Here is a 20,407-nt window from a genome sequence, read left to right as displayed (position 1 = left end):
TCAACTACAAATCGTGCGCATACAAAAACGCCGCTCAGTTGAGCGGCGTTTTTGTGAATATGGAGCGGGAAACGAGACTCGAACTCGCGACCCCGACCTTGGCAAGGTCGTGCTCTACCAACTGAGCTATTCCCGCAATGGCGTCCCCTAGGGGACTCGAACCCCTGTTACCGCCGTGAAAGGGCGGTGTCCTAGGCCACTAGACGAAGGGGACACAGGCTACAACTTTCACTAATAAAAACGCCGCTCACTGAGCGGCGTCTTTAGAATTTGGAGCGGGAAACGAGACTCGAACTCGCGACCCCGACCTTGGCAAGGTCGTGCTCTACCAACTGAGCTATTCCCGCAAATGGCGTCCCCTAGGGGACTCGAACCCCTGTTACCGCCGTGAAAGGGCGGTGTCCTAGGCCACTAGACGAAGGGGACACGCTACCCGGAACACATGGTGTGTGTTTCGGTGTCCAGATCCTTGTCCGAAGACTTGGTTCTGGTTTCACTCAGCACCGCCCGAAAGCACTGCTGTTTAAAATTGGAGCGGGAAACGAGACTCGAACTCGCGACCCCGACCTTGGCAAGGTCGTGCTCTACCAACTGAGCTATTCCCGCATTGGCGTCCCCTAGGGGACTCGAACCCCTGTTACCGCCGTGAAAGGGCGGTGTCCTAGGCCACTAGACGAAGGGGACACGCTACAACATTCACTCCCTGCCGCGCTTCGCTGTGTGCTTTACGCTGCAAGTGGCGCGCATTCTATGGATGGATTGAGAGGTCGTCAACCCCTTGATATAAATTTATTTAAATCAATGACTTCGACCTGCTTTACGGCGGCAACCGGGCTTTTCCGTCGCCCGACGATTGACGCCTATATTCCGCCACTCGCCAAGACGTTATAGTCCACCGCACAGTGATGGCAATCTGCACATGCATCGCCAGCATTCATATAAGCAGCGTGCGGCCGATACAGATTGAACCTGCCGATCCAACTCGTCGAGCGGCGCTAGGCGGCTAAATGCCCAGCCACTACACTCGCATGCGAACCCTATAAAGAGGTCTTACCGGTGACACCACTCATGATCACCCTGCTAGTCATAGCCGGGATCGCAATTCTGATCGCCATTGGCTACATGAACCATGTGGTGGAAAACAACAAACTGGAGAAGGCCCGTACCAAGGTCGAACTGAACGACCGCCTGCGCCGCTGCGGCGAACTGACCGAGACCTTTCCGGGCCAGTTCATGACCCCGGCCCTCAAGCTGCTGCTGACCCGCCTGGAGCTGAATGTCTGCCAGCGCCTGCTGAACCTGGAAAAAACCAGCGCCACCACCAAAGCGCGCATCACCGAACTGAGCGCATTGGTCGCCCAAGGCGAATCGATCCCGGTCAACAACCCTCCGGCGCCGATCCTGACCGAAGCCAAAGCCAAAGACGTGCGCTTCCTGCTCGAAGCCCTCCACGGCCAGATCACCCGCGCCGCCCACGACGGCTTCCTGCCACCGAACGAAGCCAAACACTGGATCCGCGAGGTCCGCCACATACTGGTGCTGCTGCACATCGAATTCTTCAACAACCTCGGCCAACAGTCCCTGCAACAAAACCAGCCCGGCCAGGCCCGCCTCGCCTTCGAACGCGGCGTGCAATACTTGCGCAAACAGCAGGATCCGCAGGTGTATGCAGAACAACTGCAATATCTGGAAAAACTGCTGGCCCGCGCCAACGCCCAGGTCATGGACAAAATTGCACCGGTTGAAGGTGAGGAGAACCAACTGACCGCCGGCCTAAAAGATGTAGAGGCCGATGCCGACTGGAAAAAGAAAGTGATTTACGACTGATTGCAGAGGTTGAAAGAGAAGCCACCGAGAGGTGGCTTTTTTTGTGGGCTCGCGGGTGTGAATCCGAAAGAAAACCGGTGAATGTGAGAACACTTTCGCGAGCAGGCTCGCTCCCACAGTTTGAACTGCGTGCATTCAGACAGAGATTGGTCGGCTGTCAGGCCGCCATCGCCGGCAAGCCAGCTCCCACAGGGTTTGAGTACATCCGGCAGAAATGGGTTGGCTGCCAGACCGCGATCGCGAGCAGGCTCACTCCTACAAGGGATTGAGTACATCTGACAGAGATTGGCCGGCTGTCAGGCCGCCATCGCTGGCAAGCCAGCTCCCACAGGGTTTAAGTACATCCGGCAGAAATGGGTTGGCTGCCAGACCGCGATCGCGAGCAGGCTCACTCCTACAATGGGATTGAGTTCATCTGACAGAGATTGGTCGGCTGTCAGGCCGCCATCGCTGGCAAGCCAGCTCCCAGAGGGTTTGAGTACATCCGGCAGAAATGGGTTGGCTGCCAGACCGCGATCGCGAGCAGGCTCACTCCTACAGTTTGAACTGCGTGCATTCAGACAGAGATTGGCCGGCTGTCAGGCCGCCATCGCCGGCAAGCCAGCTCCCACAGGGTTTGAGTACATCCGGCAGAAATGGGTTGGCTGCCAGACCGCGATCGCGAGCAGGCTCACTCCTACAATGGGATTGAGTACATCTGACAGAGATTGGCCGGCTGTCAGGCCGCCATCGCTGGCAAGCCAGCTCCCACAGGGTTTAAGTACATCCGGCAGAAATGGCTTGGCTGCCAGACCGCGATCGCGAGCAGGCTCACTCCTACAGAAAAGCAAAACAGCGCCCACCTCGCACCGCGTCGCTTCTCACCACTCAACAGGATGAGCGTTAGCTCGGCTGCAGCTCTTGATCTTAAAGCCCGTCGGCAGGCTGAGTGGAGGGATTGATCCGGGGGTGGGAGCGCAGCGACCGTTCGACGAAGTCGAACACATCGAGAGGAGGTGCAGCGAAGCAAACCGTAGGCGATGCCCCCGGATCGATCCCGGAACGAAGGAACCCCGAGCCCCAGCGAGCGGGCCGAACGTCAGGGCGCAGACCTTTTGGTTACTTTTGGGGCGTTTGCCAAAAGTGACCCGCCGTAAGGGCGGAACCCTAATCAGCAACACCCGCAGCAACGGATATCCCCCCAAAACCCCAAGAGCCTGGTCGGCCCAAAGGCCGCCAAGCCCAAAGCGTCAAAGCCGAAAATGCCCAACCATCCCGCGCAACTCACTCCCCAACTGCGCCAGCTCAACACTCGAAGCCGCATTCCCGCGCATCGCGATCGACGACTGATCCGCACTCGCACGAATACTCGTCACACTGCGATTGATCTCCTCCGCCACCGAACTCTGCTCCTCGGCCGCCGCCGCAATCTGCTGATTCATCTGCTGAATCAACGACACCGCCGCCGCAATACTCCCCAGCGCACTCTCGGTCTGCAAAGCATCACTCACCGCCAGCTTCACCAACTCGCCGCTGCTCTGAATCTGCTGCACCGACGAATGCGCCGCCGAGCGCAATGCACTCACCAGTCGCTCAATTTCCTCGGTCGATTGCTGCGTGCGCCGAGCCAAAGCACGCACCTCATCGGCCACCACCGCAAAGCCCCTGCCCTGCTCCCCGGCCCGCGCCGCCTCGATCGCGGCATTCAACGCCAATAGATTGGTCTGTTCGGCGACACTCTTGATCACCTCCAGCACCGTGCCGATATTCTGGATTTCCGCACTCAGGCTTTCGATGCTGGAACTGGCCGACGTCGCCGAATCAGCCAATTGCTCGATGCGCGCCATGCTCTGGCGCACCACTTGCTGACCACTCTCGACCTTGTCATCCGCCGTTTGCGCGGCCACCGCCGCCTCTTCGGCATTGCGTGCAACGTCATGCACGGTGGCGGTCATCTGGTTCATCGCCGTGGCGACCTGCTCGGTTTCTTCCTTCTGGCTGCTGACCTCAAGGTTGGTCTGCTCGGTGACCGCCGACAACGATTGCGCCGAACTGGCCAATTGTTCGATCCCAGCCTGCAAGCCGCTGACAATCGTACTCAACCCCGCCCCCATCTGTTGCATCGCCAGCATCAACTGGCCGATCTCGTCACGGCGGGTCACTTCCACGGTCGCACTCAAGTCGCCGGCGGCAATCTGTTGCGCGACCTGGATCACGCTGCGCAATGGCGCGACAATCAGTCGGGTGATCAGCCACGCCGCGAACAAGCCGACCAACAACGCCAGCGCCGATGAACCAATGATCAGCAGCGAATTTTTCTTCAATTCCACCTGCATCGCGCCGTCTTCAGCGACATACGCCTGATTGACCCGCTCGACCACTTGGTCGGCACGTTGGTGCAATTGCTCGTAGACGGTTTTTTCCTGCGCGAGCAAGCCGGTGTATTCGGCAAGCTTGTCGTTGAAACCGGCGATATGTCCGGAGACTTCGTTGAGCACGGTCAGATAGCCTTCGTCCTTGACCGTGGTTTTCAGTTCTTCGGCCTGGGCCTGGGCCTGTGCGGCCTGTTCGATATTGCCCTTGCCGGCACCGTCGGCATCACCCTTGCGGCTTTGATCCAGACGAATCCGCGCTTCGTTCATCGCTTGCAGCATAAGCCGGGAGACCTGACTGACCTGACTGGCCTGCTCGATGAATTGCGCGCCGTCCTTGCCCTCGGTGTCCTTCAAGGTATATGCACCGTCGTCGGCAAGCCCGGCCTGCAATACGTCGAGGTTGTTGGCCACACTGGACACCGACCAACTGGCCATTTCCAGTGCCAGATCCTTGGCCTGAGTCAACGACACAAATTCATCGAACGCCTTTCGATAGGCTCCCAGCGACTGCTGCACATCATTCATGACCGGCACATTCGCCGCCGACTGCGTCTTGAGCTGATCAGCCAGAACGACCAGTTCGTCGACGCCCTTACGCAGCGCATCGGCGGTCTTCGGATTGCCTCGCAAAGCGTATTCCTGCTCGAGCAGGCGCACGTTGAGCAGGCCACTGTTGAGCGAGGACATCTGTTTCAGCCCGTCGAAACGCTGACTGATGGTTTGCAGGGACCAGACGCCAATGGCCGCCACCAGCGCAGTCAGGAGCAAAACCAGCACAAACCCGATACCCAGTTTTTTCGCCATACCGAGGTTGGCAAAACGTCCTTGCATGGCCGAAATCATTGCGCGTAGTCCCCTGCCATTGTCAGTAGAGCGAAGAGTCGCAACGGCCATCCACCGACACAAGTCTCTGGCGTCGGAATAATGGCAAAAAGCTACGCCCGCGTCGTTTTCAGAACACTTGAGGTCGATCCGAACCGGTGTGGCGGAAAAACTGCCGAGCGCGTGGATCGCATGCATAGGTAACGTTGATGCGCAGCCAGTCGCCCGACTCACCACTGGGACTGAACGCGTCAGGCGCTGACAGCAGCACGCCGCAGCGTTGAGCATGACGACGCACTCGAACCTGATCGGTCATGCGCGAGCGCGCCCAAATGAAAAGCCCACCCGCAGGTTTGCCGAACACCTCCCAATCAGCGTCCTCCAGCGCCTGCAGCGCGGCGGCGCGATCGGCATTCAAACGTTGACGCTGACGCTGCACCAGTTTGCGGTAAGCGCCACTGACCATCAGACTGGCCAGCACCGCTTCGGAAAACCTCGACCCCCCCAAACCACTGATCATCTTGACCTGCGCCAGCCGCCTGACGATTTCGCTGTCGGCGAAGACGAACCCGACCCGCAACGAGCTGCTCAGTGTCTTGGAAAAGCTGCCCACGTAAATGACGCGCCCCTCATGGTCCTGCGCCGCCAGTCGTGTGCCGTTGTCCGTGTGCAAGTCCGCATAGACGTCGTCTTCAATCACGCGCAGATCGTAGGTCTTGCTCAGTTGCAGGATGCGTTGCGCAACGCTCGGCGACAGGCAAGTACCGGTAGGGTTGTGATGATGGCTGTTGATGAACAATGCGCCGGGGCGAAACTGTTGCAGCACAGCCTCGAGCGCTTCGATATCCGGCCCGTTCGGGGTACGACGCACCTCAAGCATGTGCACGCCATGCAGACGCAGCAGATCAAACAGCGGCGCGTAACCGGGCGTTTCGACCACCACGCAGTCTCCTGACTTGAACAAGGTACGCACGATCAGATCCAGCGCATGGCTGGCACCGCAGGTACTCAGCAACTGCGCACTGCGGGCCTCGATATTGAGCAGCTTCAGGCGCTTGACGATCTGCTCGCGCAACGCTGGAAGCCCAAAGGGTGTGCTGTAGTTGAACAGACTGGCCATATCGGTGCGCGCCACCTCGCGCAGCGCATAGCTGAGGTCGTCAGGCTCGCGCCAGCTTTGCGGCAGACCACCAGCACCCAGCTTCAAGCCACCGGCCGTCTCGCACACTGCATCGCACCAGGCATACCGCCCCCCGAACAGCGCCAGTTCATCCTCTGCGCCCAGTGTCGACGGCGAGGCGGCGACGATGAATCCGGTGCCTTGGCAGGTGCTTAGAACGCCCTGCGATACCAGACGCTCACAGGCCTCGACCACACACGACTGGCTGAGCAGATTACCCCGGGCGATTTGCCTCACGGAGGGCAAACGAGTGGCCGGCGGTACGCCATTTTGCAGGATCCACTCGGTCAGTCCGTCAACAATCTGCTGCACGACCGGCACCATTGCCTGTCGATCAATTCTCAATTCCATGAGCAAGCAAACTCCTGTCCGTTTTGCTGGCGGCAGTAAATCACAGCCGCGCCGGACAGGCTGTGCGACAACGCCGCCAAAAGCGACCGTTCTAACCGTTTGATACACATTGTTTAAGGGACTTCACGGAACTGACCGTGACCCACAAAAAAGCCCGCAATGAATGCGGGCTGTTTTTTCTGGCGCTTTATTCAGAAAGCGGTGACGCCGCCATCCACTGCCAGAGAGTGGCCCGTGGTGAAGGCGGCACCGTCGCTGCACAGGTACAACACAGCGCTGGCAATTTCCTCGACCTTGCCGATGCGACCGACCGGGTGCATCGCGTTGGCGAATTCGCCCTTCTTCGGATCAGCCTCATAAGCGCGGCGAAACATGTCGGTATCGATCACCGCCGGACACACAGCGTTGACGCGGATTTTCTTTTTCGCGTACTCAATGGCTGCCGATTTGGTCAAGCCAATCACCGCATGCTTGGACGCCGCGTAGATGCTCATCTTCGGCGCCGCGCCCAGTCCCGCCACCGAGGCAGTATTGACGATCGCCCCGCCGCCCTGCGCCAGCAACAATGGCAGTTGATACTTCATGCACAGCCAGACGCCTTTGACGTTGACGCCCATGATTGCGTCGAACTCATCCATCGAGCCTTCAGCGAGTTTGCCTTTTTCGATTTCGATACCGGCATTATTGAAGGCGTAGTCCAGACGACCGTAGGTATTGATCACCTCGTCCATCAGATTCTTCACTTCGCTTTCGACGGTCACGTTGCAACGCACGAAGGTCGCTTCGCCGCCAGCGGTACGAATCAGCGCAACGGTGCCCTCGCCCCCTGCCGCGTCCAGGTCGGCGACCACCACTTTCAGGCCTTCGGCAGCGAACGCCTGCGCGGTTGCACGGCCGATGCCGTTGGCGGCGCCGGTGACTACGGCAACCTGACCGGAAAACGTCATGCTCATTGTTATGTCCTCGAAGGGATGGATGCAGGGGATGTGTGGAATGGCAGCATAGCCATTGAGGTCTGCCGAGCGTCAGCACTATCCAATGGCTGTTTATGTGCCCATGCGTTGCAGTGATAAAACCAACCCGGTGATCATCACTGCACTGGATCGGCGTGCATTCGCCGCATCAGCCAACCTTGCGCCAATGCCGGCGAAGGTCTATCAACAAAGCTTCATTCCGTTCGAGTGCCTGTCATGACCAACCAGACCAATCGCCAGTTCCTGCTCGCCAAACGCCCGGTGGGCGCGGCAACCCGCGAGACCTTCACCTATCAGGAAGTCCCGGTGGGTGAACCGGCGGCGGGGCAGATTCTGGTCAAGAACGAATACCTGTCCCTCGACCCGGCCATGCGTGGCTGGATGAACGAAGGCAAGTCCTACATCCCGCCGGTCGGTATCGGCGAAGTCATGCGCGCGTTGGGTGTAGGCAAAGTCGTTGCTTCGAACAATCCGGGCTTTACCGTCGGGGACTACGTCAACGGCGCCATTGGCGTGCAGGATTATTTCCTCGGTGAGCCAAGAGGTTTCTACAAAGTCGATCCGAAACTGGCAGCGCTGCCGGTGTATCTGTCGGCACTGGGCATGACTGGCATGACCGCCTATTTCGCCCTGCTGGATGTCGGTGCACCGAAGGCCGGCGACACCGTTGTGCTGTCCGGTGCGGCGGGCGCAGTGGGCAGCATTGCCGGGCAGATCGCCAAGATCAAAGGTTGCCGTGTGGTTGGCATTGCCGGCGGTGCCGACAAGTGCAAATTCCTCATTGATGAACTGGGCTTCGACGGCGCCATCGACTACAAGTCCGAAGACGTTGTAGCCGGGCTTAAACGCGAATGCCCGAAAGGCGTCGACGTCTATTTCGACAACGTTGGCGGCGACATCCTCGATGCGGTGTTGAGTCGGCTTAACATGAAAGCGCGCGTGGTGATCTGCGGCGCGATCAGCCAGTACAACAACAAGGAAGCGGTCAAAGGCCCGGCCAACTACCTGTCGCTGCTGGTCAATCGCGCGCGGATGGAAGGTTTTGTGGTGATGGACTATGCCGCGCAATACGCCAGCGCCGCGCAGGAAATGGCCGGCTGGATCGCCAAGGGGCAGCTCAAGAGCAAGGAAGATATCGTCGAAGGCCTGGAGACGTTCCCGGAGACGCTGATGAAATTGTTCAGCGGCGAGAACTTCGGCAAGTTGGTGTTGAAGGTTTAAGCCCACCACAAAACAAAGGTAGGAGTGAGCCTGCTCGCGATAGCGGTGTGTCAGTCAACATTAACGTTGTTTGACACACCGCTATCGCGAGCAGGCTCACTCCTACAGGGTTTCGCGGTGTCTGATCAGGCGATTTCGGCTACAACCGAAGCCAACGCCTTGGCCGGATCCGCCGCCTGGCTGATCGGACGGCCAATCACCAGATAATCGGAACCGGCATCCAGCGCCTGACGCGGGGTCAGAATGCGGCGCTGATCGTCCTGCGCGCTGCCCGCCGGACGAATCCCCGGGGTCACCAGTTGCAGCGACGGATGCGCGGTTTTCAGTGCCGTGGCTTCCAGCGCCGAGCACACCAGACCGTCCATGCCAGCCTTCTCGGCCAGTGCAGCCAGACGCAGCACTTGTTCCTGCGGTTCGATATCCAGACCGATACCGGCCAGGTCTTCACGCTCCATGCTGGTCAGCACGGTCACGCCGATCAGCAACGGCTGCGGGCCGCTGCGCTTGTCCAGCTCTTCACGGCAAGCGGCCATCATGCGCATACCACCGGAGCAATGCACGTTGACCATCCACACGCCCATCTCGGCGGCGGCTTTCACGGCCATCGCGGTGGTGTTGGGAATGTCATGGAATTTCAGGTCGAGGAATACTTCAAAACCCTTGTCACGCAGGGTGCCGACAATTTCGGCGGCGCAACTGGTGAACAGTTCCTTGCCCACTTTGACCCGGCACAGTTTCGGGTCCAACTGGTCGGCCAGCTTCAGTGCGGCGTCACGGGTAGGGAAATCCAGGGCGACGATGATAGGAGTCTGGCAGGCGGACATGAATGGGCTCTCAGGCAGGTCGAAATCGGCGCGCATTGTAGCGGAACCGGCAGCGGCGCGGCACCCGATGATCGGTAAATCGTCGCACCAACCGTGATCAGCATAGCGCTCGCTGCTATTGTGTCGACTCCGATACACAGCCGACACGCCAGCAACAAGCATCCGCGCTAGCCTCGCCAGCCGCAACACGTCCTTACATCAGCACTTCCCGCCTCGCGGCTGGACGCCTATGCTGAAACCACCACCTCGCAGCCCATCTTTTGTGGTTGGCGGCCTACTGGCAGATGAACAGCCTCATGCACAACACCCAAATGACCGCGACGGATGAGCCTAAAGACGACAAGCGCTGGAGCATTCGCGCGCTGATCGTCGACGATGACGTGCCGATTCGCGAGCTGATGATCGATTACCTCGCCCGCTTCAACATCCACGCCAGCGGCGTCACCGACGGTGCGGCGATGCGTCAGGCGCTGCTGGCCGAGCATTTCGATGTCGTCGTGCTGGACCTGATGCTGCCCGGCGAAGACGGCTTGTCGCTGTGCCGCTGGCTGCGCGCTGAATCGGACATCCCGATCCTGATGCTCACCGCTCGCTGCGAACCGACCGACCGCATCATCGGCCTGGAACTGGGCGCCGACGACTACATGGCCAAACCGTTCGAACCGCGCGAACTCGTCGCGCGCATCCAGACCATTCTGCGCCGGGTGCGTGACGACCGCACCGAACAACGCGCCAACATTCGTTTCGACAACTGGCGCCTGAACAGCGTCCTGCGCCAATTGATCGCCGACGATGGTCTGGTGGTGCCGCTGTCCAACGCCGAATTCCGCCTGCTGTGGGTGTTTATCGAACGTCCGCGCCGGGTGCTCAGCCGCGAGCAATTGCTCGACGCAGCCCGGGGTCGCTCGATCGAAGCCTTCGACCGCAGCATTGATTTGCTGGTCTCGCGCCTGCGGCAGAAACTCGGCGATGACCCGAAAGCCCCACAGTTGATCAAAACCGTGCGCGGTGAGGGTTACCTGTTCGACGCGCGAGACATCGGCTGATGCGGGCGCGCTTCGACACGCTGTTCGGGCGCCTGTTTGGCGTGCTGTTCGTGGCGATCGTCCTCGCGCACCTGCTGGCTTTCACCTGGTTCCGTCTCTACGGCCCGCCCCCGCCTCCGCCGCCTCCGGAGTTCTCCCAGGGCGCCAATGGCCAAGCAATGGCGCAAGACCCGCGCTACCCGCCACGGCCACCGCGTCCGTGGTTCGGTGGCCCGGTGGTGCCACTGACCTTTCAGTTCATCACGCTGATGATCGCGGCCTGGTACGGCGCCAAACTGCTCAGTCGCCCGATCCAGCGCCTGAGCGACGCCGCCGAACGCCTCAGCGAAGACCTCGACAGCCCGCCACTCGACGAGTCCGGCCCACGGGAAGCACGACAAGCCGCCTACACCTTCAACCTGATGCAGCGGCGCATTCGCGAACAGGTGCAGCAGCGCGCACGAATGCTCGGCGCCGTGTCCCACGACCTGCGCACACCGCTGTCACGCCTGAAACTGCGCTTGGAAAACATCAGCGATGAAAAGCTGCAAGGCCAGATGCGTCAGGACCTGGACGACATGATCGGCATGCTCGACGCCACCCTCACCTACCTGCACGAACAGCGCACCAGCGAAGCCTTGCAGTTGATGGATGTGCAGGCGCTGGTCGAATCGCTGTGCGAAAACGCTCAGGACCAGGGCGCCGACGTGCAGGTCAGCGGCCACTGCGCGCCGTTGCCGGTGCAGCCGATGGCGCTGCGTTCGTGCATCAACAACCTCATGGACAACGCCCTGCGTTATGCCGGCCAGGCGCGCATCGAGTTACAAGATCAACGCGAGCAACTGCTGATCCACGTGATCGACCATGGCCCGGGGATTGCCGAGGACAAACGTGAAGCGGTGTTCGAGCCGTTTTATCGGCTGGAAGGTTCGCGCAATCGTAACTCCGGCGGTGTGGGGCTGGGCATGACCATTGCCCGCGAGGCGGCGCAGCGTTTGGGTGGGCAGCTCAATCTCGAAGAAACCCCGGGCGGCGGCCTTACCGCCATCATTCGCCTGCCGCGCCCCTGAAAACACCACCGTCCAATGTGGGAGCGAGCCTGCTCGCGAAGGCGTCAACTGATCCAACATCTCTTTTGAATGTACCGGCCTCTTCCCGAGCAAGCTCGCTCCCACAGAGTTCGGCGGTGTTCATTCTGCCGTGTGTACCCACCGGTACAAACCCCACATACCCCCGACAACTTGTGCCCTGAGGCTGCATAAGCCGGTACACCCACCGGTTTGCCATTCCAGGGAGTGAGTCCAATGATCGGTAGCGTCAGCAACTACACAAGCTATACCAGCACCAGCAGCACCTCCACGCAAAACGCGCGCAGCCAGCAACTGCAAAAAGAACTGTTCGCCAAACTCGACAGCAACAGCGACGGCGCAGTGGATCAGAACGAACTGAAAAGCGCCCTGTCGCAGAAGTCCAACGACGGCCTGCTGGTCAACCTGAGCAAACAGTTCGGTGATCTGGACAGCGACGCCAGCGGCAGCCTCAGCGCCGAAGAAATGACCGCCATGGCGCCGCCTCCGCCACCGCCACACGATCAAGCTCCGGACACCGATCTCGCCGACGCCCTGATCAGCGCCCTCGACACCGATGGCGACGGCGCCATCAGCAGCGACGAACTGAGCAGCGGCCTGACCAGCGCCGGCAGCAGCGCCGACAGCAACGAAATCTTCTCCGCCCTGGACAAGAACAAGGACGGCACCGTCAGCCAGGACGAACTCACCGCCAGCCTGACCCCTCCGCCGCCTCCGCCACCACAAATCAACAGCGACGAACTGTTCAGCCAACTCGACGCCGATGGCGACGACAGCGTGACCGCGACAGAACTCAGCAGCGCACTGCAAACCAGCAACAACAGCACCGCAACGACCAGCACCGACACCAGCGCCGCGCTGCTCAAGGTGCTCGATAGCGACAGCAGCGGCGGCGTGAGCAGTGATGAACTGAAAGCGGCGTTACAGGCTGGGAGAGAACGACCGGAGGAAGAACAGACCGCTTCGACCCAGAGCACCACTGAAGCGCTGAACCGCATGATTGCCAATCTGAGCAAACAGTACTCGCTGGAAAAAACGGCGTCGGTGGGCAAGTATTTGAATGTGGCGACTTGAGTCGACGCCATTATTTGCCACGGACAATCAAAAGCCCCTCACCCTAGCCCTCCCGAAACGTCGGACCGCCCATAGGGAGAGGGGACTGACCGAGTTGTTTGGGAGAGCTACACCGACGTGCGATACCGCGTTGAACGCAAATCAAACGCCGAACACCCCACGCTCTTCACCACTCAATAGGCCGAGTGTCAGCTCGCCTGCTTTTGATCTTGATCTTGATCCACGGGCGACGTCGGAAGGCTGAGTGGAGGGATTGATCCGGGCGTGGGAGCGCAGCGACCGTTTGGCGCAGCCAAACACAGCGGGAGTAGGTGCAGCGAAGCAAACCGGAGACGCTGCGCCCGGATCGATCCCGCAGCGAAGGAACCCCGAGCCCCAGCGAGCGGGCCGCACGTAGGAGCAAGCCTTTTGGGTTACCTTTTCGGCGTTTGGAAAAGGTGACCCGCCGTAAGGGCGGAACCCTAAGCCGCCGTTACCGCAGCAACGGATATTCACCCAAAACCCAAAACCGCTAGCGCCGCTCCTCAACCCGAGACTGACTCTTACTCCAATCCGTCAACAAACTATAAGCCACCGCCAACAACGTAGGCCCGATAAACAACCCGATAAACCCAAACGCAATCAACCCGCCAAACACCCCAAGCAACACAATCACCAACGGCAAATTCCCCCCGCGACTGATCAGATACGGCTTGAGCACGTTGTCCACGCCACTGATGATGAACGTCCCCCAGATCCCGAGAAACACCGCCATCCCATACTCACCTTTCCACGCCAGCCAGGCCGTCGCCGGCACCCACACCAACGGCGGCCCCATCGGAATCAGACTCAGCAGGAAGGTGACAATCCCCAGCACCAGCGCCCCCGGCACCCCGGCAATCAAAAAGCCGATCAACGCCAGAACTGCCTGCGCCGCCGCCGTGCCGATCACCCCGTTGACCACCCGCTGCACCGTGCCGGCCACCAAGTCGATGTAATACCCCGCCCGATCACCGATCAGCCGCTGCAGCAGACTGTGTACAAACGCCGCCAGTCGCGGCCCGTCACGATAGAAAAAGAACACAAAGACAATGCTCAGGGTCAGCTCGAGAATCCCGCCGCCGATCTGCGCACTGCGCGCCAGCAGCCAGTTACCGACCTGCCCCAGATAAGGTTTGATCGACACCATCAGAGCGGCGCCCTGCTGATCGATGCTGTTCCACAGCCCGACCAGACGCTCGCCCACAAACGGCAGAGTCCCCAGCCACACCGGCGCTTCCGGCAGACCGTCGACCTGCACATCCTTGATAAACGCCGTGGCATCGCGCACATGATCCGCCAGGTTGAACCCCAGCCACACCAGCGGCGCGGCCACGAGCAACATCCAGCCCAACGTCAGAATCGCCGCAGCCAAGGATTCACGGCCATTGAGCCAACGGGTCAGCAGGCGCATCAACGGCCAACTGGCAAACGCCAGCACCGCGCCCCAGAACAGCGCCGACCAGAATGGCGCCATCACCCAGAGGCTGGCACCAAACAACACCAGCAGCAGGATCTGCACCAGCAGGCGATCATTATTGAGCATGTAAGGTCTCGAAAAAGTCAGTCAGGCAAAGAGTAGGCGAACACACGGCTCGTGCTCGCCAAAAACAGCTTACCGCAACAGATCGATGCGCAGGCCAGAGCCTTCGACACTGCCGGTTTCCATGCGTGCCGCCCGCACCCCCTGATTGATCAGCGCCTGGCGCCAGGCTTCGGCCTTTGGCCCTGACACCGTTACACGCAACGTCGTGTCGAGATTAAGTCCACGGGAAATCAACCGCAGCCAAGTGTCATCCGGCTCATTCACGCGATCAGGAAAGTCCAGCTCACCGGTGCTTTTGAGCTGACGCAACAAGGTTGCCGAAGTCGGCAGCAACTCACCCAGCGGTGCAACCGCCTCGAACTGTTCGACATGCAGATAGGCTTTGCGATTGCCACGGGTGATGCTGTAAAGCGCCACCAGCGTGTTGTCGCGCGGTGCGGCCAGCCTCAACAACAGATACGCCTGTTGTTCGTCAGCGCCGTACAACTTGGAGTTACCGAACACCTCGTTGGCCCAGAGGCTGCTTTCGCCGCAATCACGCGCCTGACACCAGAACAGCAATTCTGCGTCCTGCTTTTGCAGGGCCTCGCGGGCGGCGGTGAAGGCTTCGGTGGCGGAGTGTTCGGGGGGCAACTCGTAAGTCACCGACGTGATCTGGCCACGAGCAGTGACCTGGCCGTCGAAGCGCAGTTGCCCGCTGATCTTGCGGATCGAGCCCAGCGGGTAGATGCGCTCCAGTTCAACCGGAGGGCGATAGTCGACGATCTGCGCATCGGCCAGACGCGGCACGATCTGCAGATCCTGGCTGCCCGGCACATCGGCGGCGAACGAAACGGTACTGAAACAGCACAGTGCCAACAGACTGAGTGACCGTATAGTCAGGCTCATCGGATCGGTAATGCTGGATGATTCGAGGTCGCAGCGGTGTAGAAATCCATCGTGGTTGTCTCCCATTTCAACCCGCCCAGCCTCGACAGTTGCCCGCAGCAAGTCAAGGAATGGCGAAGAACCGATTGAAACAGTCTGCGACAAGGTCGGCCCCGGCCTCATCGTTAAGGTGCAAATGGTGCCCGCCCGCCAACTGTTCCCGACTGAAGGGTAGACGCTCCAGCAACTCGGGATGTTTAGCCAGCATGCCGTCAGCCGCGACCACCAGATGCGCCGGGCAACTGACCCGCAGCGCGAAAGCCATTGCCTGTTCCTCGGTCAGGCGCAGCGGTGATGGCAAGGTCAGTCGATTGTCGGTGCGCCAGGTGTAGCCACCCGGTACCGGCATCAATCCGCGCTGAGCCAACAACTCGGCGGCTTCTCGACTGACCGCGACCAGCCCCTTCATCCGCGCTTCGATGGCACGGTCGAGGGTGTTGTAGACCGGTTTGCGTTTGTCGCGCAGATCCAGTTGCGCTTGCAGGGCCATGCCCATGCGTTCGGCGGCGTTTTCGCCTTTGTCTGTAGGAGGAATCACGCCGTCAATCAGTGCCAGATGACTGATGCGTTCCGGTAACGAACCCGCCAACACCATCGAGACAATGGCGCCCATCGAATGCCCGAGCAGGCCGAATCGCTTCCAACCAAGTTGCTCGGCGACCTGCAGCACGTCATGGGCGTAATCCCACAGGGCATAGCCGGCGCCGTTGGGTCGATGCCCGGAATGCCCGTGCCCGGCCATGTCCAGCGCGATGATGCGCAAGCCTTTGAGCTTCGGCGCCAGACGGGCAAAGCTGTTGGCGTTGTCGAGCCAGCCATGCAGCGCGATCACCGGCACACCGTCCTCGGGCCCGAACAAATGCGCGGCCAGTTCGATATGCGGCAGGCTCAGGCGGACTTCTTCGAAGGGCGGGCTCATGCGCAATCCTTGTCCTGGCGTTTTTCCCAACGGGTAAACAGGTTCTTCAACAACCGTGCGGTGTCCTGCGGGCGCTCAAGCGGGAACATGTGCCCGCCGGGCATGCTCAACGCCTCGCCTTGGGCCAGACGCGAAACGAAACGGGTGTGATGACGCATGACCACACGACTCTTGTGCCCGCGCACCACCGCCAGCGGCACCTGCAATTGCCGGGTGCGGCCAGGACTGGTGTGCGGCACGCCGCGATAGATGCTGATCTCGGTGGCCGGGTCGAAACGCAGGCGCAGTTTGTCGCCGACCTGATGCAAACCGTGTTGCAGGTAGGCATCGAAGCATTCCGGATCGAAACCACGGAACAGTGTCTTGCCAGCAAAATAGCTGCGCGCACTGTCGAGGTCGGCGAACTCTTCCCGCCGGCCCAGGGTGCGGCCCGCCGGGGTCAGTCTGTCGATGAAGCCAAAACGCTTGGCGGCACGGATCACCCACTGATCAGTGCGAGTCAACACGGGTGAATCAAGCATCACCACACCGCGATACAGCTCAGGGCAACGTAGCGCCGCGTGCAGGTGCAACACCCCGCCAAAGGAGTGGCCAACGCCCCACACTGGTTGATCCTGTTGCTGCAAATGGTGGATCAACTCATCGACAAGGTTGTACCAGTTGTCGTCCGCCGGGAAACGCGGGTCATGGGCATGCTGCTCCAGATGCGCAACCCGGTACTCAGGCGCCAGCGCCGCGAACAACTTGCCATAGGTGCCCGAGGGAAATCCGTTGGCGTGGGCGAAAAAGATCGGTTGCGACATGCTGGGTAAATCCATGAGCGGGAAACGTGGCGTTGATTGTCCGTAAGACCGCGTCCAGGAGCAATGACCGTAACTGCCAGGAATGATGACAGTCCGGTCAGGGCTATGGTGAGTCAGTCGGATCGCTACCCCCTCACCCCAGCCCTCTCCCCCAGGGGGGCGAGGGGGAAAGGGAGCCGATCTCCATGCTTTTCCGAATCTGTATTCGACTCGGTATCTCAGGTCGATGAAGCACGTGAAAACAACGAGGTCGACCCCCTCTCCCTCTGGGAGAGGGCTGGGGTGAGGGGCTGATCACTGAAGAAACTCACTCAACGTGCCGGCGGCTGCTCACCCAGCGGCACCACGGCCATGGTCAGCCGCGACACACAACTGGCCTTGCCTTCATCGCTGGTCAAACGGATATCCCATACATGGGTGGTGCGACCAATGTGAATCGGTTTGGCCACCGCCGTCACCCGGCCACTGCGCAAGCCGCGCAAATGGTTGGCGTTGATCTCGAGGCCGACGCAATAAAACTTGCTGGCGTCGATGCACAGATAGCTGGCCATCGAACCGACGGTTTCCGCCAGCACCACCGATGCGCCACCGTGCAGTAAGCCGTAGGGCTGATGGGTGCGATGGTCGATGACCATGCTCGCGGTCAGCGATTCCTCGTCGAACGCTTCGAAGCGGATGTCCAGCACTTCGCCGATGGTGTTTTTCTGGATCGCGTTCAACTGCTCGATGTTGGGGGTGGTACGCCACAAGCTCATCGCAGACTTCCTTTGTTGTTTTAGTGGTCGCTCAATCCTGCCACAGCACCGCCTCGCTGCGCTCGCTCCATTCTTCGAAACGCGCGCCATAGGTGTCTTCGATGACGTTGCGTTTGATCTTCAGAGTCGGCGTGAGGAAGCCGTTTTCCACCGCCCAACTGTCCTTGACCACCACCAGGCGGCGCAGGCGTTCGTGCTTGTCGAGCACGGCGTTGACCTCTTCCAAGAGTTTTTCCAGACTCGAATGCAGGCTCGCCCGGCCCTCCTCCTGATTGACGCTCGACAGCACACACAAACCCAACGGCGCGCTCAAGCCGTCTCCCACCACGCACACCTGTTCAATCCGTGAATGCACGGCCAAGCGGTTTTCGATCGGCGCCGGGGCGACGTATTTGCCTTTGCTTGTCTTGAAAATTTCCTTGAGGCGGCCAGTCAGGCGCAGGCGCCCTTCGGCATCCTGCTCGCCCTTGTCGCCGGTGCGCAGAAAGCCATCCTCGGTCAGGGTCTCGGCGGTCTTCTGCGGTTCCTTGAAGTAGCCGAGCATGTTCGCCTGACTGCGCACCTGCACCTCGCCCGACTCATCAATGCGCACCTCGACTTCCGGGCACGGTTTGCCGATCCAGCCCTGTTTGTATTGCCCCGGCAGGCAGATGTGCGAGTAACCGCAGCCCTCGGTCATGCCATAGACCTCCAGCACATCAAGGCCAAGTTTGCGATACCAGGCGAGCAACGTCTGCGGCACAGGCGCGGCGCCGGACAGCGCCACACGCAAGGCATCCAGCCCCAGTCCCGCCAGCACTTTGTGCCCGACACGTTTGCCAATGAACGGCAGGCCGAGGAGAAAATCCAGACGCTTCGCCGGGATCTTGCTGTACACGCCCATCTGGAATTTGGTCCAGATGCGCGGCACGCCGAACATCGCGGTTGGCCGAGCTCGCTGCAGATCGGTGATAAAGGTCTCAAGGCTTTCGGCAAAGAACACCGTTTGCCCGGTATAGATCGAGGCCAGCTCAACGAACATCCGCTCGGCAACGTGGCACAGCGGCAGGTACGACAGCAGCCGGTCGTTCTCGTTGAGACCAAACAGTTGCGTGCCGCGCGTGGTGGCGAAGCCGAGATTGGCGAAACTGTGCATCACCCCTTTGGGCAGGCCAGTGGTGCCGGAGGTATAGATGATCGTCGCCAGTTGCTCGGCAGCCGGGCGAGGATCGTCCTGAATCGGTGAGCTGCGCTGCAAGTCTGCCCAACTGAAATCGAACTCCCCGGGCGGATGCAGCGGCAGGCTGATGGTCGGCAAATCGGCCGGCACGCCTTTGGCCATGCCCGGCCAATCGTCGAGTTTGCCGATGAAGGCGAGGACACTTTCCGAGTGATTGAGTACTTGCGCGACGGAGTCGGCGGTCAGGTTGGGGTACAACGGGACGGAGACGTGCCCGGCCATCCAGATCGCCAGGTCGGCGATGATCCAGTGTGCACAGTTTTTCGAGATCAGGGCGATGTGGCTGCCTTGTGGCAACTCGCGGGCGCGCAACCAATGTGCGGCGCAGCGGGCCTGATGGCCGACGTCGGCCCAACTCAGCGTCTCGACCTGGCCGCCGCCGATGGGCTGCACGAGGAAGCGCTGGCGCGGATGGCGGGCTTCACGCTCGTAGAACACGTCCAGCGGCAAACGGAAGGCGGCAGACATGCGACTCGCTCCTGTTTTTTGGGTCTGGAGCAAGCGTAGTCAACCAAGCAAGTGCTTGGTTGGAAAATTCAAACAAATAATTTCATGGTGTACGCAGAAACCAATGTGGGAGCGAGCCTGCTCGCGAATGCAGTCTGTCAGACACATAAAGGGTGAATGACACGCCGCTTTCGCGAGCAGGCTCGCTCCCACAAGGGATCAGCGTTACGGGTGCTTGAGGCTGTTGAGGGTCATCGAGCCGATGAGCAACTCTGGGCTTTCCAGCTCTGCCAGGCCGGCGGTGCTGACCTTCTCCGGCGGATACCCGGCGCCATGCTGCAAATAGCTCAGCAAGTTGCCCACCAACGGGTTGTGGCTGACCAGCAGCACGTTGCTCACCGACACCAGTTGATCGGTGACCTTGTCCGGATCAACCTCCGGCGTCAGCCACTCGACCGTGCGAATTTCCGGCTCGAAACCCAGCGTTTCACGAACAATCTGCGCAGTCTGTTGCGCGCGTAAATAAGGGCTGGCGTAAATCGCGGTCAGCGGCTGGCCGATCAAACGGGCGGCGCTGCTCAAGGCCTCTTTGCGACCGTGCTCGGTCAGTTCACGCTCGGAGTCGGGGCACGAGCCGTAAGGCACGGCCTCGCCGTGACGCAATACCCAGAGTTTCATAGCTTGGGTTCCTCATCTCGCACCGGATGTGGCGCCGGGGCAACGGCGTGTGGCGCTTCACCTTCCGGGGTACGCGGCGTTGGCCAGTCGGCGAACGGCCAGGGTTTCTGGTCGCTGTGGAAACTGCCGAAACGCCCGATCTGCGCCAGAAACTGGCTCAGGCTGTCGCCGAAATTCATCAGGCTGGCGCTCGGCGCGCCATAGATCAAACGATAGATCAGTTGCACCAGCACCACCGCGCCGAGGATGAACTGCGCCACTTGCCAGACCAGCACGTAGACGATCATCCACAACACGCGCAGGAGGATGGATTCGTACTTGGCTTCGGTTTTCGGATCGTTCATGGCTTGCTACT

18 protein-coding genes, 6 tRNA genes and 1 pseudogene are annotated in these 20,407 nt (G+C 60.4%); 6 read left to right on the top strand and 19 right to left on the bottom strand.

From position 1 onward, the window contains the following. Positions 1-60: 60 nt before the first annotated feature. The 6 genes from ACM6JQ_RS23580 to ACM6JQ_RS23555 all read right to left on the bottom strand — a co-directional run bounded on the left by ACM6JQ_RS23580 (position 61) and on the right by ACM6JQ_RS23555 (position 684). A tRNA-Gly gene (locus tag ACM6JQ_RS23580) sits at positions 61-136 on the bottom strand. 2 nt (positions 137-138) lie between these two features. After that, positions 139-214, bottom strand: a tRNA-Glu gene (locus ACM6JQ_RS23575). Positions 215-271: 57 nt separating this feature from the next. Continuing rightward, positions 272-347, bottom strand: a tRNA-Gly gene (locus ACM6JQ_RS23570). A 3-nt stretch (positions 348-350) separates the two neighbouring features. Further along, positions 351-426, bottom strand: a tRNA-Glu gene (locus ACM6JQ_RS23565). Positions 427-530: 104 nt separating this feature from the next. Beyond that, a tRNA-Gly gene (locus ACM6JQ_RS23560) sits at positions 531-606 on the bottom strand. A 2-nt stretch (positions 607-608) separates the two neighbouring features. After that, positions 609-684: transfer RNA gene (locus ACM6JQ_RS23555), tRNA-Glu, on the bottom strand. 384 nt (positions 685-1,068) lie between these two features. Here ACM6JQ_RS23555 and ACM6JQ_RS23550 point away from each other — a divergent pair. After that, the gene (locus ACM6JQ_RS23550) at positions 1,069-1,827 is read left to right on the top strand and encodes a hypothetical protein (protein ID WP_042705064.1); all 759 of its coding nucleotides are present in this window, start codon (positions 1,069-1,071) and stop codon (positions 1,825-1,827) included. A gap of 1,229 nt (positions 1,828-3,056) precedes the next feature. Here the strand turns inward: ACM6JQ_RS23550 and ACM6JQ_RS23545 are convergent. The 4 genes and pseudogenes from ACM6JQ_RS23545 to ACM6JQ_RS23530 form a co-directional block, all read right to left on the bottom strand. Then, complete coding sequence (locus ACM6JQ_RS23545) at positions 3,057-3,920, bottom strand: methyl-accepting chemotaxis protein (RefSeq protein WP_371857963.1); 864 nt, start codon at positions 3,918-3,920, stop codon at positions 3,057-3,059. Next, positions 3,918-4,142: pseudogene (locus ACM6JQ_RS23540) on the bottom strand (HAMP domain-containing protein); the annotation flags it as partial. The gene ACM6JQ_RS23545 and the pseudogene ACM6JQ_RS23540, both read right to left, overlap by 3 nt. Positions 4,143-5,133: 991 nt before the next feature. Then, complete coding sequence (locus tag ACM6JQ_RS23535; RefSeq protein ID WP_095112866.1) at positions 5,134-6,534, bottom strand: PLP-dependent aminotransferase family protein; 1,401 nt, start codon at positions 6,532-6,534, stop codon at positions 5,134-5,136. Positions 6,535-6,725: 191 nt separating this feature from the next. Further along, positions 6,726-7,487 (bottom strand): SDR family oxidoreductase, encoded by a 762-nt coding sequence (locus ACM6JQ_RS23530; protein ID WP_007917441.1) that lies wholly within the window; start codon positions 7,485-7,487, stop codon positions 6,726-6,728. 103 nt (positions 7,488-7,590) lie between these two features. Between ACM6JQ_RS23530 and ACM6JQ_RS23525 the strand changes: the two genes are divergently transcribed. Next, complete coding sequence (locus tag ACM6JQ_RS23525; protein WP_157279740.1) at positions 7,591-7,728, top strand: hypothetical protein; 138 nt, start codon at positions 7,591-7,593, stop codon at positions 7,726-7,728. Further along, complete coding sequence (locus tag ACM6JQ_RS23520) at positions 7,725-8,729, top strand: NADP-dependent oxidoreductase (RefSeq protein ID WP_414894749.1); 1,005 nt, start codon at positions 7,725-7,727, stop codon at positions 8,727-8,729. Before ACM6JQ_RS23525 ends, ACM6JQ_RS23520 begins: the two co-directional genes overlap by 4 nt. A 125-nt stretch (positions 8,730-8,854) precedes the next feature. On the opposite strand, the gene pyrF is transcribed toward ACM6JQ_RS23520, so the two are convergent. Then, on the bottom strand, positions 8,855-9,553 hold the full coding sequence (pyrF, locus tag ACM6JQ_RS23515) for an orotidine-5'-phosphate decarboxylase (RefSeq protein ID WP_161986598.1): 699 nt from the start codon (positions 9,551-9,553) through the stop codon (positions 8,855-8,857). Positions 9,554-9,837: 284 nt separating this feature from the next. Between pyrF and ACM6JQ_RS23510 the strand changes: the two genes are divergently transcribed. The 3 genes from ACM6JQ_RS23510 to xopAW all read left to right on the top strand — a co-directional run bounded on the left by ACM6JQ_RS23510 (position 9,838) and on the right by xopAW (position 12,740). Then, positions 9,838-10,599 (top strand): response regulator, encoded by a 762-nt coding sequence (locus tag ACM6JQ_RS23510; protein WP_007917450.1) that lies wholly within the window; start codon positions 9,838-9,840, stop codon positions 10,597-10,599. Further along, entirely contained in the window at positions 10,599-11,648 is a 1,050-nt protein-coding gene (locus ACM6JQ_RS23505; protein ID WP_095112864.1) for a sensor histidine kinase, read from the top strand. Before ACM6JQ_RS23510 ends, ACM6JQ_RS23505 begins: the two co-directional genes overlap by 1 nt. A 234-nt stretch (positions 11,649-11,882) precedes the next feature. After that, entirely contained in the window at positions 11,883-12,740 is an 858-nt protein-coding gene (gene xopAW / locus ACM6JQ_RS23500) for a XopAW family type III secretion system calcium-binding effector (RefSeq protein WP_414894748.1), read from the top strand. A 511-nt stretch (positions 12,741-13,251) separates the two neighbouring features. On the opposite strand, the gene ACM6JQ_RS23495 is transcribed toward xopAW, so the two are convergent. The 8 genes from ACM6JQ_RS23495 to ACM6JQ_RS23460 form a co-directional block, all read right to left on the bottom strand. Beyond that, positions 13,252-14,304, bottom strand: a complete 1,053-nt coding sequence (locus ACM6JQ_RS23495; RefSeq protein ID WP_007917454.1) for an AI-2E family transporter — start codon at positions 14,302-14,304, stop codon at positions 13,252-13,254. Positions 14,305-14,373: 69 nt separating this feature from the next. Then, complete coding sequence (locus ACM6JQ_RS23490) at positions 14,374-15,180, bottom strand: DUF4892 domain-containing protein (RefSeq protein ID WP_042704990.1); 807 nt, start codon at positions 15,178-15,180, stop codon at positions 14,374-14,376. Between the two features lie 115 nt (positions 15,181-15,295). Then, the gene (locus ACM6JQ_RS23485; protein ID WP_007917457.1) at positions 15,296-16,150 is read right to left on the bottom strand and encodes an alpha/beta hydrolase; all 855 of its coding nucleotides are present in this window, start codon (positions 16,148-16,150) and stop codon (positions 15,296-15,298) included. Continuing rightward, on the bottom strand, positions 16,147-16,953 hold the full coding sequence (locus ACM6JQ_RS23480) for an alpha/beta fold hydrolase (protein ID WP_007917459.1): 807 nt from the start codon (positions 16,951-16,953) through the stop codon (positions 16,147-16,149). The genes ACM6JQ_RS23485 and ACM6JQ_RS23480 overlap by 4 nt, the downstream gene beginning before the upstream one ends. Before the next feature lie 311 nt (positions 16,954-17,264). Continuing rightward, positions 17,265-17,708 carry a hotdog fold thioesterase gene (locus ACM6JQ_RS23475; RefSeq protein ID WP_042560476.1) on the bottom strand — a complete coding sequence of 148 codons (444 nt, stop codon included), beginning with the start codon at positions 17,706-17,708 and terminating at the stop codon, positions 17,265-17,267. A gap of 31 nt (positions 17,709-17,739) precedes the next feature. After that, entirely contained in the window at positions 17,740-19,395 is a 1,656-nt protein-coding gene (locus tag ACM6JQ_RS23470; RefSeq protein WP_095114422.1) for an AMP-binding protein, read from the bottom strand. A 204-nt stretch (positions 19,396-19,599) separates the two neighbouring features. Next, a complete protein-coding gene (gene sixA / locus ACM6JQ_RS23465) occupies positions 19,600-20,052 on the bottom strand; it encodes a phosphohistidine phosphatase SixA (protein WP_095114423.1) in 453 nt (150 codons plus the stop codon). After that, positions 20,049-20,396, bottom strand: coding sequence for a DUF4389 domain-containing protein (locus ACM6JQ_RS23460; RefSeq protein ID WP_008087808.1), 348 nt, complete (start codon positions 20,394-20,396; stop codon positions 20,049-20,051). Before ACM6JQ_RS23460 ends, sixA begins: the two co-directional genes overlap by 4 nt. Between the last annotated feature and the right edge of the window lie 11 nt (positions 20,397-20,407).

This window comes from Pseudomonas sp. IT-232MI5, assembly GCF_949767845.1.
Classification (GTDB): domain Bacteria; phylum Pseudomonadota; class Gammaproteobacteria; order Pseudomonadales; family Pseudomonadaceae; genus Aquipseudomonas.
Note: the sequence above shows the minus strand (reverse complement) of the source record. Positions and strands in the feature narration are given on the sequence as shown.